The 12,374-nt window shown below is 62.4% G+C and carries 11 protein-coding genes; 6 read left to right on the forward strand and 5 right to left on the reverse strand.

Going from position 1 to position 12,374, the window contains the following annotated elements:
* From LA304_RS07685 to LA304_RS07700, 4 genes are read left to right on the forward strand one after another with little or no spacing between them, the layout of a single operon-like run.
* Entirely contained in the window at positions 1–393 is a 393-nt protein-coding gene (locus LA304_RS07685; protein WP_224502554.1) for a Zn-ribbon domain-containing OB-fold protein, read from the forward strand.
* Between the two features lie 33 nt (positions 394–426).
* Positions 427–1,272, forward strand: coding sequence for an SDR family oxidoreductase (locus tag LA304_RS07690; protein WP_224502555.1), 846 nt, complete (start codon positions 427–429; stop codon positions 1,270–1,272).
* A gap of 24 nt (positions 1,273–1,296) precedes the next feature.
* Positions 1,297–2,151 carry a thioesterase family protein gene (locus LA304_RS07695; RefSeq protein WP_224502556.1) on the forward strand — a complete coding sequence of 285 codons (855 nt, stop codon included), beginning with the start codon at positions 1,297–1,299 and terminating at the stop codon, positions 2,149–2,151.
* On the forward strand, positions 2,148–2,972 hold the full coding sequence (locus tag LA304_RS07700; protein ID WP_224502557.1) for an acyl-ACP thioesterase: 825 nt from the start codon (positions 2,148–2,150) through the stop codon (positions 2,970–2,972). Before LA304_RS07695 ends, LA304_RS07700 begins: the two co-directional genes overlap by 4 nt.
* A gap of 105 nt (positions 2,973–3,077) precedes the next feature.
* Here LA304_RS07700 and pcaF read toward each other — a convergent pair whose 3' ends face one another.
* The 4 genes from pcaF to LA304_RS07720 all read right to left on the reverse strand — a co-directional run bounded on the left by pcaF (position 3,078) and on the right by LA304_RS07720 (position 6,896).
* Positions 3,078–4,280: a 3-oxoadipyl-CoA thiolase gene (pcaF, locus tag LA304_RS07705; RefSeq protein ID WP_224502558.1), complete on the reverse strand. Its 1,203-nt coding sequence runs from the start codon at positions 4,278–4,280 to the stop codon at positions 3,078–3,080.
* 152 nt (positions 4,281–4,432) lie between these two features.
* Positions 4,433–5,233 carry an enoyl-CoA hydratase/isomerase family protein gene (locus LA304_RS07710; protein WP_224502559.1) on the reverse strand — a complete coding sequence of 267 codons (801 nt, stop codon included), beginning with the start codon at positions 5,231–5,233 and terminating at the stop codon, positions 4,433–4,435.
* 10 nt (positions 5,234–5,243) lie between these two features.
* Complete coding sequence (locus LA304_RS07715; protein WP_224502560.1) at positions 5,244–5,708, reverse strand: MaoC/PaaZ C-terminal domain-containing protein; 465 nt, start codon at positions 5,706–5,708, stop codon at positions 5,244–5,246.
* A 21-nt stretch (positions 5,709–5,729) separates the two neighbouring features.
* Entirely contained in the window at positions 5,730–6,896 is a 1,167-nt protein-coding gene (locus LA304_RS07720) for a thiolase C-terminal domain-containing protein (RefSeq protein ID WP_224502561.1), read from the reverse strand.
* A gap of 323 nt (positions 6,897–7,219) precedes the next feature.
* On the opposite strand from LA304_RS07720, the gene LA304_RS07725 reads away from it, so the two are divergent.
* A complete protein-coding gene (locus tag LA304_RS07725) occupies positions 7,220–8,419 on the forward strand; it encodes an acyl-CoA dehydrogenase family protein (RefSeq protein ID WP_224502562.1) in 1,200 nt (399 codons plus the stop codon).
* A gap of 81 nt (positions 8,420–8,500) precedes the next feature.
* Here LA304_RS07725 and LA304_RS07730 read toward each other — a convergent pair whose 3' ends face one another.
* Entirely contained in the window at positions 8,501–10,840 is a 2,340-nt protein-coding gene (locus tag LA304_RS07730) for a xanthine dehydrogenase family protein molybdopterin-binding subunit (protein WP_224502563.1), read from the reverse strand.
* Between the two features lie 364 nt (positions 10,841–11,204).
* On the opposite strand from LA304_RS07730, the gene dctP reads away from it, so the two are divergent.
* Complete coding sequence (gene dctP / locus LA304_RS07735; RefSeq protein WP_224502564.1) at positions 11,205–12,344, forward strand: TRAP transporter substrate-binding protein DctP; 1,140 nt, start codon at positions 11,205–11,207, stop codon at positions 12,342–12,344.
* The last annotated feature ends 30 nt before the right edge of the window (positions 12,345–12,374 follow it).

Raw genomic sequence — 12,374 nt, forward strand, 5'->3', positions numbered from 1 at the left:
ATGGCTTCGACACTCGCGAATGGTGACAGCGCCCCGTACTTTGAAGGGGCCGAACAGGGCAAACTGCTGTTCCAGAAATGCACCTCCTGTGGCGAGGTCCAATTCCCGCCGCGCCATCACTGCGCAAAGTGCTGGGAGGCGGATCTCGAATGGACCGAGAGTGAGGGCAAGGGCGAGGTGGAAACCTTTACCATCGTGCGCCGTGCGCCGCTCGCCGCGTTTCGGGACAAAGTGCCCTATGTCGTGGCTTCGGTCATCGTGTCCGAAGGCGTGCGCATGATTGCGTCGCTGACGGGGGAGGATGCGCTCGACGTGGCGATCGGCGATGCCGTGACCGTCGATTTCGCGCCTGACGCCGATGGGAACACCCTTCCGGTGTTCCGTCGCAGCTAACCCACGTTCGAACGGACACTGAAAGGACACCACATGGCAGATACCGCCCCAAAGACCCCCCGTAGCCCGCTCGAAACCTTTGCCCCCGATGTGCTGAAAGGCAAAGCCGCCTTTGTCACTGGCGGTGGCACCGGCATCGGCTTTGGCATCGCCCGCGTTCTGGGCCTGCTCGGTGCGAAAGTATGCATCGTCAGCCGCAAGGAAGACGTGCTCCAGAGCGCCGTCGAAAAACTCGCCGCTGAGGGCATCACCGCGACCTATTCCGTCACCGACATCCGCGATTTCGACGCGGTTCAGAACGCCGTGGATCACTGCGTTGCCGAGCTTGGCGGGCTTGATATCCTCGTGAACTGTGCGGCGGGTCTGTTCCACAGCCCTGCGGAGAACCTGACCGAAAACGGGTTCAAGGTCCTCGTCGACATCAACCTCAATGGCGCATGGGCCTGTTGTAAAGCCGCGTTTGAACCGCTCCGCGCAGCGCCTGACGGTGGCCGGATCGTCAACATCGTGTCACCGTTTGCGTGGCTGAGCTGGCCGGGATCGGTCAACGCCGCTGCCGCAAAGGCGGGTCTCATCTCCATGGCGCACACGCTCGCCGTCGAGTGGGGTCGTTACAACATCCACGTAAACAACATCGCGCCAGGTCCGATTGGCGGCACGGGCGGGATCAACCGCATGGCCGACGATCCGACTCGCTTTGCCGAGGAGATGGAGCGCACCGCGCTTGGCCGTGTGGGTCAGATCGGGGATATCGCGGAGGCCGTGGCCTATCTCGCCTCGCCTGCCGGCTCGTTCATCTCCGGCGCGGACCTCTTGGTTGATGGCGGGCGTCAGTATAACGTCGTCCCTTCCAAAGTTCGCAATTTGCACGCGCTCTAAGGGTGCGTGCCGGAGACGCCCGTGATGTTTGATCGACTGAAACGCACTGAATCCGCCGTCGTGTCCTATTCCGGCGCGGTGAAACGCTGGGAGTGTGACCGCAACGGGCATATGAACGTGCAGTTCTATGTGCGGGCGTTTCAGATGGCGTCCGAAGTGCTCGCGACGCTCGTGCTCGGGGAAAATCCGGGCACGCAAAGCTCCGATCTGCGGCACTACCGGTTTCATGGCGAACTGTTCAGCGGTGAGGCCATGCATATCCAGTCCTCGCGCATCGCCGACGGCGAGTTTGCGGGCTGGGTGCTCCACCGGATGTTCAAGGGCGCGCGTCTCTCCGCCACGGCGATTGAACGGCCCGCCTATCCGGTTGAGGGCCTTCCCGCGTGCCGTCCAGAGGCGCTTGAGAAAGCTTTGCCGCGCGGGCTTTCCCCGACGGCGGAGCGGGCAGGGGGCCTGTCCGACACTCTTTCCGCCTCACCGGTTGGCGTGCTGCGGCCCTCCGAACTCGACCACCACGGGGCGGTGCAATGGAATGCGTTGACGGCGCTGTGTTCGAATGCGTCCCACGGATTTCTCGAACAGATCGGTCTCACGGCGGACTGGGTGAACACCAGCAACTGCAACCGGATGGCGGTCGAAATGTCGATTGCACGCCACGGTCTCGGCGCCGCCGGGGATACGGTGGCGATCCGCGCAGGAATTGCCGACGTTGCGTCGCGGTCCTTCACCATGCGGATGGAGGTGGTTCACGGGGTGACGGCCGCGCCGCTCGCGACCGTCGAACAGCTTTGCCTCGTCGTTGATCTGGAAAGCCGCAAGCCCGTCATGGTGCCCGAATTCGTCCGCACCGCCGCCGCGCGCTACGGGATGGGATCATGAGCGCGCCGATGACGACGTTGCACGGCTTTGTGCCTGCGTGGGAAATCGATGCGAACGATCACTGGAACACAGCCTTCTACCTGCGCAGTTTTCAATATGCATCAGAGCGGTTCGCAGAGGAGGCAGGTCTCCCCGCATCGCCGCCGCAGGTTCTGCACACCCGCTTTTTCCGCGAGTTGCGGCATCAGAAGACGTTCACCGTCGAGTCCCACCGGATCGACACGGCGCAGTCTGGCTACGACGCGCTGCATCTGATGCGGGATCAGACCACGGGAAAGGTGGCCGCCGCGTCTTTGGAGATGCGCGCGGGATTGCCGCCTGTGATCGAAGAATTTGACGCGACCAACTACGCGCCGCGAAGCCTCCCCGTCGGGCCGGACACGCCGGTGGATGCGACAGAGATGCTGCGCGACGGGCGGGCGACCGTGTCGCACGCAGGGGTTCTCCGGCCCGATGATTTCGACGCGGAGGGGCGGCTTTTGTCCCATGCGATCCACATGCGTGTCTCCGAAGGCAACAGCCACCTCTGGCATCATGTAGACGTGACGCCAGATGACTTCTATGGACGTGGCCTTGGGCGCGCAATTGTCGAGCACAAACTGTCGCGCCACGGCGCGGCCAAACCGGGCATGGCGATCCGACAGGTATCCTATTTTGATAATTTCGGCGGCAAGTCCGTTGGTTTGACGCACCAAGTTGAGGACCTCACGACCGGCGCAGTGCTCTCGATCATCCGCACGACGACGCTCGTCCTTGATCTCAAAGCCCGCAAATCCGTTGCCTTGCCCGACGATCTGATCCAGCGCCTCAACCGCGCCTAAACGATATCTTCCGTCCGGAGGCGTTGACCTCCGGAATATGAAAGGCCGCAGACGAGGGGACGTCTGCGGCCTCATTTCTGAACCCGATCAGTGAGGATAGGCGGGTCAGACAGCTTCGATGATCATGGCCGTGCCCTGACCGACGCCCACGCACATGGTGCAGAGCGCATAGCGCCCGCCGCGGCGTTTGAGTTCGTAGGCGGCGGTCATCACGAGACGGGTGCCCGACATGCCGAGCGGGTGCCCGAGTGCAATCGCGCCGCCGTTCGGGTTCACGTGCTCCGCATCATCCGGCACACCGAGTTCGCGCAAGGTGGCGAGGGCCTGGCTCGCGAAGGCTTCGTTCAACTCGATAACATCCATGTCCTCGATCTTGAGACCCGCGCGGGCGAGCACCTTTTGCGAGGCGGGGACAGGACCGATGCCCATGACGCGCGGCGGCACACCGGCGGCGGCCATGGCGACGACGCGGGCCATCGGTTTGAGGCCGTGCTGATCGACCGCGCCCTGATTGGCGAGGATCATCGCCGCCGCCCCGTCGTTCACGCCGGAGGCGTTGCCGGCGGTCACGGTGAGATCCGGCCCGTTCACGCCGCGCAGTTTGGCGAGCTTTTCGGCGCTCGTGCCCGGGCGCGGGTGTTCGTCGGTGTCGAAGATGATCGGATCGGCTTTGCGCTGTGGCACGGAGACGGGCGCGATCTCGTCGGCAAAGATGCCTTTCTCATGCGCCGCTTGCCAACGGGCCTGCGAGCGGGCGGCAAAGGCGTCCTGATCTTCGCGGCTGATGTTGTAGTCCGCTGCCACGTTGTCGGCGGTTTGCGGCATGGAGTCTGTGCCGTGCTCCGCATTCATTTTCGGGTTGATGAAGCGCCAACCGATTGTCGTGTCGTAGACCGCGTTGTTGCGGGTGAAGGCGCTCGTGGCTTTGGGCATCACGAAGGGGGCGCGGCTCATGCTTTCCACCCCGCCTGCGATGACGAAATCGTAGTCGCCTGCACGGATACCGCGCGAGCCTGCGCCCACGGCGTCCATGCCGCTCGCGCAGAGGCGGTTCAATGTGGTGCCGGAGACATTCACCGGCAGTCCGGCGAGGAGCGCGGCCATGCGCGCGACGTTGCGGTTGTCTTCGCCAGCCTGGTTTGCGGAGCCATAGAGCACCTCGTCGAGAGCGGACCAATCGACGTCGGGGTTGCGCTCCATGAGGGCTTTGATCGGCAGCGCGGCCAGATCGTCGGCGCGGATCGAGGACAGCGCGCCGCCGTAGCGTCCGATCGGGGTGCGGATGGCGTCGCAGATGAATGAATCCATGGTTGGTCTCCGAAGGTGGGCGAGTGTCTTCGCGTCAAATTTTCCCGGGCAGGCATCACGAGGAGTTTTGCGTGCCTGCCCGGCGCTTGCCTCTGACCGCGTGAAATGGGAGGGCGCATGTCAGAGGGGGGACTGTGGAACCTGTTGCGGAGTTATTGCCCGCGGAACACAGGTTTCCGTTTTTCTTTAAAGGCCGCGACGGCCTCTTTGTGGTCGTCACTGGTGCGCACGAGCGCGATGTGGGAGCTCAGAGTGTCGAGGTGGGAATGCAGGTCGGTGTTGAGGCTCTGCAGAACCATCCGCTTGATCATGCGCACGGACATAGGCGCGGCCGCGGCGATCTGTTCGGCGTAGGCCGTCACGTCGTCGCGGAAGCTTTCGTCAGGGAACACGCGATTGACCAGCCCGAGCGACAGCGCCTCATCCGCCTCGACCCAGCGCGAGGTCCAGAACATATCGAGCGCGGCAGAGGTGCCGATGATGCGCGGCAGGAACCATGCGCCGCCGACACCGGGGATCAGGCCCATTTTGGCGTAGGTTTCGGCCACACGTGCGGAGGCCGTCATGAGACGTACATCGCACATCAGCGCAACGTCGAGACCGCCACCGACCGCCATGCCGTTGATCGCAGCGATGATCGGTTTGTCGATCTCGGCCACTTTGCGGGCGAGCGACTGGGTGTTGCGGGTCATGCCTTCCTTGGCCTGAAGCGGGGTTTGTTCCGCCTTGTCCTTGAACCGGCTGGTGTCGCCGCCGGCGGAGAAGGAGTTCTCCGTGCCGGTGAACACTATGACCTTCACGTCGTCGCGGGTTTTGCATTCGTCGAGCCACGCCACCCACTGACGCACCATGTCGTCGTGGAAGGAATTGCGCTTTTCAGGACGGTTAATGGTGATGGTTGCGACGCCGTTTTTGACGTCGAACACCAGCTCGTTTTGGGCCTCTTCGCTCATCTTGTGCTCCTCATGCCTCGGGACGACACTTGTACATGAAGGTGGCCATCATTGTCTGCACGACTTCGTCGCGCTGGTTCATGAATTCGCGTTTGACCTTCACAACGCCACGCCCCGGTTTAGAGGTCAGGCGTTTTTCCAAAACGGTGCTCCGCATGTGGACAGTGTCACCATGAAGGACAGGTTTGAGCATGCGCCACTCGTCGATGCCGATCACAGCCAGAAGCGTGCCGTCGTTGACGCCCGCAGCGTAGTTCAGCCCGCCCATGATCGCGTAGATCAGCGGCGCGTGGGCAATCGGTTCGCCGAAGGGCGTGTTCTTGGCGTATTCCCAGTTGGTGTGGACCTCGTTGAAGTCGCCGGACAGGCAGGCAAAGTTCACGATGTCGGTGTTGGTCACGGTGCGGCGGGGCGTCTCGAACGCCTCTCCGACGGTGAAGTCTTCGTAGTATTTTCCGCGGGGCTCGGTAGCCATGTCTAGTTCTCCCTTAATTTCTCAGCGCGCCTCGGAGGTGAGCACCATCGTCAGATGCGACGACAGGATGCCCCCCTCGCCGTGAATGACGGCGGCATTTGCATCTTTGACCTGACGGGCATCGGCTTCGCCGCGCAGCTGGCGCACGGCTTCGATGATCGCCATCAGTCCGCCAACGGCCCCGGCGTGGGCATGGCTGAGCATGCCGCCGTGGGTGTTGACCGGAATTTTCCCGCCAACGGCGGCGAGCCCTTCGGCGAAGTAGGCCCCGCCTTCTCCGCGCGGCGCGAGGCCGAGCTCTTCCATTTCAATGATCGGCACGATGCTGAAACAGTCGTAGAGCATCGCCAGATCCATATCCTCCGGCCCGAGACCGGCCATGCTGTAGGCCGCCCGCGCGGTTTCACCGGCGCCGAATTCCGTGAGGCTCGGGGCGGAGGTCAGGTGTTCGTGGGTGTGCAGTTCGCCGATGCCCGCGAGGTAGATTTCCTTACCCGGCATGTCTTTGGCGCGTTCCGGCGAAGTCACGATAAACGCCCCGCCTGCATCCGAGATGAGACAGCAGTCGAGCATGTTGAGCGGATCGGAGATCGGTTTCGAGCTCAGCACGTCATCCACCGTGATCGCCGTTTTCATATGGGCGTTCGGGTGTTTGAGCGCGTGGTTGCGGGTGTTCACCGACACGGCAGCCATCTGTTCGCGGGTGGTGCCGTATTTGTGCATGTAGGCATTCGCCACAATCGCGTAGAGCGACGGGATGCCGACACCATAAGGGGCCTCGAAATAGGGGTGACCGACCGCAGAGAGGGCGGAGACGGCGGCGTCGCGCGACAGACCCGTTGCTCGGTTCTCACCGGCGCAGACCAGAACGACCTCGGCCTGACCCGTCTCAATCGCCTGCGCCGCGTGGTGCAGCATCGCGGCGGGGGACGCGCCGCCGACGACGAGAGATCCGCCAAAGCGCGGCGTGATCCCGAGGTATTCGGCCAGAACGGAGCCGAGCATGAAATACGGCTCTGTAAAGGAGTAGGCGGTCAGAACGCCGTCAATATCCGTGTGTTTGATCCCCGCATCCGCGATGGCGCGTCGGGCGGCCTGCGCGTTGAGGCCCAGCCCGCTCATATGCGGCATCTTGCCGATGTCGCTTTCGCCCACACCTACGATGACGGCTCGGTTTCTCAGGCTCATACACTGTCTCCCAATCTGGCGCGGCTCGCTTCTCGCGCGCCCGTCTTTGTGTTCCGCGTCAGCCGGTGACCTGCCGTCGGCGGGGGCCTGTGGCGGGTCGGCTAAACTTTGATCGGAACAACGCAAACTCCGTGCCATGTCAGGACGATGCAGCGCGTCGGGACTGTCCCCGCGGGGCCGAAGGGTGGCGCGGGACGTTTGGCACGCGAGTTGCGTAGAGACGGGTGAAATTCCGGATGCCCTACCTGTGCGTTTGATGCACACTCCTTCTGAACAGGCGCGTCGGAATGAACCACAGTCGAAGAAGAGGACTCTTTAAGAATATGGATGAAATGCTTCCTGAAGAAATCCCGGCAATCCGTGACTCGGTGCGTCGTTTCATGGAGACCGAAGTCTGCCCTGTGATGGACGACTACGAGGCAAAGCGTGAATTGCCGCGCGACCTGATCAAGAAAGCCGGTGCCGCAGGTTACTATGGCGCGACCTTCCCGGAATCGGTGGGTGGCAGCGACATGGGCTACCTCGCCGCTGCTGTGATCATCGAAGAGATGGCGCGCAATGACATCCGCTATGGCGGGTTCAACCAGAACGGCGGCAACTGTCCGGCCTGTATCTATCTGGGCGGCACGCAGGAACAGATCGACAAGTATGTGCCTGATCTCCTCGCCGGGAATACCGTTGGTATGATGGCTCTGACCGAGGCCGGTGGCGGCTCTGACGCGGCGGGCTCGATGAAGACCGTGGCCAAGCGTGATGGCGATGTCTACCGTCTGAACGGCTCCAAAATGTGGGCGACCCTCGGGGACGAATGCGATGTGGGTATCCTGCTCGCGAAAACCGATCCTGAGGCCGGCGCACGTGGTGTGACCGCGTTCATCGTAGAGCCGAAGAAATACCCGGGCTTCACCGCGCAGCCGATTGAAGTTGGTCTGTCCAACTCCTTCCGCGTGGCGGCTCTCTTCCTCGACGATTTTATCGTGCCGGTCGAGAACCGTCTCGGTGAAGAGGGCGAAGGCTTTAAAATCATCATGCGCGCGCTTCAGGGCGGTCGTGCCATCGTGGGCGCAAAGGCGCTCGGCATTGCGCAGGGTGCGTTCGAGGATGCGGTGCGCTACTCCAACGAGCGGATCATCAAAGGCACGCCGATCGGTCACCACCAGCTGATCAAAGGCCAGATCGCAGAGATGGCTGTCGCGATCGAGGCGAGCCGTGGTCTCGTGTATCGCGCGGCGGAACTCATGGACCGTGACCTGCCGACCAACCGGATTGCGTCCATCGCGAAATTCCACGCGTCGCAAACTGCGAAATTCTGCACCGAACAGGCGCAGCAGATTTTTGGCGGTTACGGCCTGTCGCGCGAATACCGCATCTCCAAATACAAAGCCTATGCGGACCTGATGTTCACCGGTGAAGGCACCGCGAACATTCAGAAGCTGCTGATCGCAGACGACGCGCTCGGGTATAAGCTCGCCGACCGTCACCACGGCAAAACCGGCCTGCGTTCGATGGGTCGTCCGGCCTAAGTCGCCGACAAACGGAAAAGAGAAAGGGCGGTGGAGAGTTACTCCACCGCCCTTTTCGTTTCGGGACGCTGCCGGTCCCGCTTATCCGGCTTTGTCGAGCGAGACCTCTTGCAACGCGCTCCAGATGCGGAACGGCGTCATCGGCATCTCCGGCAGAATGGCGCCGCGCTGTGACAGGGCGTTGTCGATGGCATTGGCGAGCGCAGGCATCGCGCCCACAGTCCCGCTTTCGCCCGCGCCTTTGACACCCGTCGGGTTCGTCGGCGTCGGCACGGGGTGGCTCCCCGCCTCAACGGAGCAATAGTCGGCCATGCGCGGCATCGCGTAATCCATGAAGGAGCCGGAGAGGATCTGACCGTCCTCATCATAGACCATGTCCTCCATGAGAATCTGACCTGCCCCCTGAAGCACACCGCCGTGCAACTGGCCCTTCACGATCATCGGGTTGATTTCAAAGCCCACGTCATCGACGAGCACATGCGACATCACATCGACCGTGCCCATGTCCGGATCAATCTCCACCTCACAGATGTGGCAGCCGTTGGGGAAGCTCGGGCCGCTCAAATCGCTGCGCCCGTAGACGTGGAACCCGTCTTCCATCCCTTCGGGACGCGTGTCGGCAGAGAAAGCGGCGCGGACAACCTCGACAAAGGTGATTTCCTGCGCGGCGGTTTTATAGATACCGTCGGCAAAGCTCAGATCGGCCTCGTCCGCCTGCAACAGATGCGCGGCGATCTTGCGCCCTTTGTCGACGGCTTTCGCGATGGCGTCCTCGACGGCGGCAGAGGCATAGGCCGCCGTGCGCGAGCCGCCGGTGCCGACACCGTCCTTGATCTCGCGGGTGTCACTCTCGACGACAGAAATGTCGTCGCCGTCATAGCCGAGCCGCTGTGAGATATACTGCGCAAAGAGGGTGGAGTGGCCCTGACCGTGATTCGTGGTGCCCGCGAGGACACGCACTGTGCCGTCGGGCGCGAATTTGAGTTCCGTGGTCTCGTATCCGGCGGCGCCTGCGGTCTCGATACACATCGCCACGCCAATCCCGCGCAGACGTCCGCGGGCCTCTGTTTCGGCCTTGCGCGCGACAAAGCCGCTGTAGTCGGCAGAGGTGATGGCTTTGTCGAGCACCTTTTCGAACTCGCCACAGTCATAGGTAAAGGTCAGCGCCGTCTTATAAGGCATCGCATCCTCGGGGATGAGGTTACGGCGGCGGATGTCCACGGGGTCCATGCCAATCTTGCGCGCGGCCTGATCGACCATGCGTTCGATCACATAGGCGGCTTCGGGACGACCCGCGCCACGGTAGGGCGCGACCGGACCTGTGTTGGTCCAGACGCCCACGGCTTCGACATGCATCGCGGGAATGGTGTAGGGGCCCGCCATGGAGCCGAGGTTGAGCACCGCCGGTGCGATGCCGAAATAGCCGGAGAACGCGCCGATGTTGGAGGTTGTCTCCGCCTTGAACCCGAGGAAGTCGCCGTCGTCGTTAAAGGCAAGCGTCGCCTCCACGATCACGTCGCGGGCATGGTCATCGCCGATGAGCACTTCGGTGCGGGTGGCGGTCCATTTGACGGGCGCGCCGAGACGCTTCGCCGCCCAGCCGACGAGCGGCATTTCCATATTCATGGACCCTTTGAGCCCGAATGAGCCGCCCACATCCCCCGGCACGATGTCCACCTGTTCGGGCGAGACGTGATACATGTCTTTCGCGAACATATCGCGGAAGGAGAAAGAGCGCTGCACCCCGCCGTAGATCGTGTAGTGATCGCGCTCTGCGTCATAGACACCCGTGACGGAGCGCGGCTCCATCGGGTTCGCGTGGATGCGGTTGATGACGATGCGGTCGCTCACCTGATGGGGCGCGTCCTCAATGGCCTGCGCTGCGGCGTCCTTGTCACCGATGTTATGCACGAAAATCTCGTTGCGCGGAAAGTCGTCCCAGATCTGGACCGCGTCGGGATCACGGGCCTCTGCGGTGCGCACCACGGCGGGCAGGGGATCGAGATCAATCTCCACCGCTTCTGCCGCGAGCGAGGCCTCCGCCGGTGTCTCCGCAATCACGAGCGCGACGGGTTCCCCGAGATAGCGCACGCGGTCGATGGGAAGGGGATAGCGGCCCGGGTTCACGAACGGGGAGCCATCCGCCTTTGTCAGCGGGGTTTTGAGGACGATGCCGGGGTTCATCACCTGCCCGAGACCGTCATCGATCCAGTCCTGACCCGTCAGCACCGCTTTGACCCCCGGCATGTCGAGCGCGCCTTCGGTGTCGATACCTTTGATCTCCGCATGCGCGTAAGGAGAGCGGACCACAGCGGCATAGAGCATGCCCGGCAATTTCACATCGTCGGAGTATTGCCCCTTGCCTGTCAGGAGACGATCGTCTTCGTGGCGGGGGTTGGCTTCACCTGGACTGAACTTCATGTTCCTGCCTCGCTTTCAACGGCTGCGTTCGGAGCTTCGCGCGCGCGGGCGCGCAACTCAATATGACACGGGAACGACGCAATCGTTGTGCCATCGTTAAATAGTCTGCCGCAAGGGGCTTGTGCGTCTGTTAAACAGTTGCGTTGAAAGGCGGAATGCGGCTTACTCTGCCGCGTTCGCGAAGGTGCGGAGGGGCTACATGGTATTGTGCACAGTGCCCGAACCGCGTCTTGGCATAGGGTTTGCATAGAGGATTTTACCGCCTGAGGGGCTCATACGGTTTGGAGGAACCGGAGCACCTGACCACAGGCAAGAGATTGACCCGACCGGCACGAACCGGCGGGCCACAACGGAGGAGAAGATTATGAATTCCACATTGAAGAAGGCTCTGGCCGTCACCGCGCTCACCGCACTGGCCGCAGCGCCTGCAACGGCGAAAGAGCTGACTTACGCCATCGGCTTCCCGACAGGGAGCACGCCGGTCAACTCGCTCGAGAAGATGGTGGACTACGCGAAAGAGACCCACGGCCTCGAGATCAAACTGTTCCCGATGTCGCTGCTCGATCTGCGTCAGACCCCGCAGGGCATCGCCGACCATATCGTCGACATGGGGTGGTCCACCTATCAGTATCAGCCCGCCGAATTCGCCAACAGCAACCTCGCCGCCGCGCTCAACATGACCGCGACTGCCGACACCGATCCGCGCGTGGCGAGCTTTGCCATGGCGGGGGCTGTCACCGAATACCTCACTCTGAAATGTCCGGAATGTGTGGCGGAGTTCTCCCGTCAGAACCAGGTCTATCTCGGCGGTCACTCCACCGGCGTGTATCTCACCCAGTGCACGAAACCCGTCGTGACCCTCGCCGATTTCGAAGGCATCAAGGTCCGCACCGCGGCCCCGAGCTGGGCACGTTGGGCCGAAAACGTCGGCGCGACCGCTGTGACCATCTCCGCAAACGAAGCCTATGATGCGCTCTCGCAGGGTGTTGTGGATTGTGTGTTCTTTGCTCCGACCGAGCTTGTGAACTTCCAGCTCACTGACGTTGTGACCGATATGACCACGGGTGTTCCCGGTGGCGTGTTCCCGGGTGTGGGTGACATCAACACCAACATCGACGTCTGGCGTGGTATGTCCGAGGAAGAGCGTGCTGCGCTGATCGACACCGCCGCCTATCTCGTCGCCTACGGCACCCACGCCTATGTCGAGGCCTCTGAAGCCGCGATGGATGTGGCCCGTGAGAACAACATCAACATCCACGCCGCCGCCGACGATCTGGCCGCCGCCTCTGCCGCCTTTGTCGAAGCTGACAAGCCGGTGATCTCCGAAGAGTTTGCGACCAAATACAACCTCGAAGACGCAGCCGGCAAAGCCGCCATCATTTCCGGTCTGATCGAGAAATGGAAAGGCCTCGTGGCCGATGTCGAAACGCCGGAAGCCCTCAAAGAGGTCTACGTCAGCGAGATCTATTCCAAGATCGACCCTGCGTCCTACGCACTCCAATAATCAATAAAATGCCACGTCACCGTCCGGCCC

It is taken from the genome of Celeribacter litoreus (assembly GCF_020165855.1).
Taxonomy (GTDB): domain Bacteria; phylum Pseudomonadota; class Alphaproteobacteria; order Rhodobacterales; family Rhodobacteraceae; genus Celeribacter; species Celeribacter litoreus.

Bases quoted from the DNA above. Each gene is read 5' to 3' on its own strand.
- LA304_RS07685 (WP_224502554.1), top strand. From the start codon at position 1: ATGGCTTCGACACTCGCGAATGGTGACAGCGCCCCGTACTTTGAAGGG.
- LA304_RS07690 (WP_224502555.1), top strand. From the start codon at position 427: ATGGCAGATACCGCCCCAAAGACCCCCCGTAGCCCGCTCGAAACCTTT.
- LA304_RS07695 (WP_224502556.1), top strand. From the start codon at position 1,297: ATGTTTGATCGACTGAAACGCACTGAATCCGCCGTCGTGTCCTATTCC.
- LA304_RS07700 (WP_224502557.1), top strand. From the start codon at position 2,148: ATGAGCGCGCCGATGACGACGTTGCACGGCTTTGTGCCTGCGTGGGAA.
- pcaF (WP_224502558.1), bottom strand. From the start codon at position 4,280: ATGGATTCATTCATCTGCGACGCCATCCGCACCCCGATCGGACGCTAC.
- LA304_RS07710 (WP_224502559.1), bottom strand. From the start codon at position 5,233: ATGAGCGAAGAGGCCCAAAACGAGCTGGTGTTCGACGTCAAAAACGGC.
- LA304_RS07715 (WP_224502560.1), bottom strand. From the start codon at position 5,708: ATGGCTACCGAGCCCCGCGGAAAATACTACGAAGACTTCACCGTCGGA.
- LA304_RS07720 (WP_224502561.1), bottom strand. From the start codon at position 6,896: ATGAGCCTGAGAAACCGAGCCGTCATCGTAGGTGTGGGCGAAAGCGAC.
- LA304_RS07725 (WP_224502562.1), top strand. From the start codon at position 7,220: ATGGATGAAATGCTTCCTGAAGAAATCCCGGCAATCCGTGACTCGGTG.
- LA304_RS07730 (WP_224502563.1), bottom strand. From the start codon at position 10,840: ATGAAGTTCAGTCCAGGTGAAGCCAACCCCCGCCACGAAGACGATCGT.
- dctP (WP_224502564.1), top strand. From the start codon at position 11,205: ATGAATTCCACATTGAAGAAGGCTCTGGCCGTCACCGCGCTCACCGCA.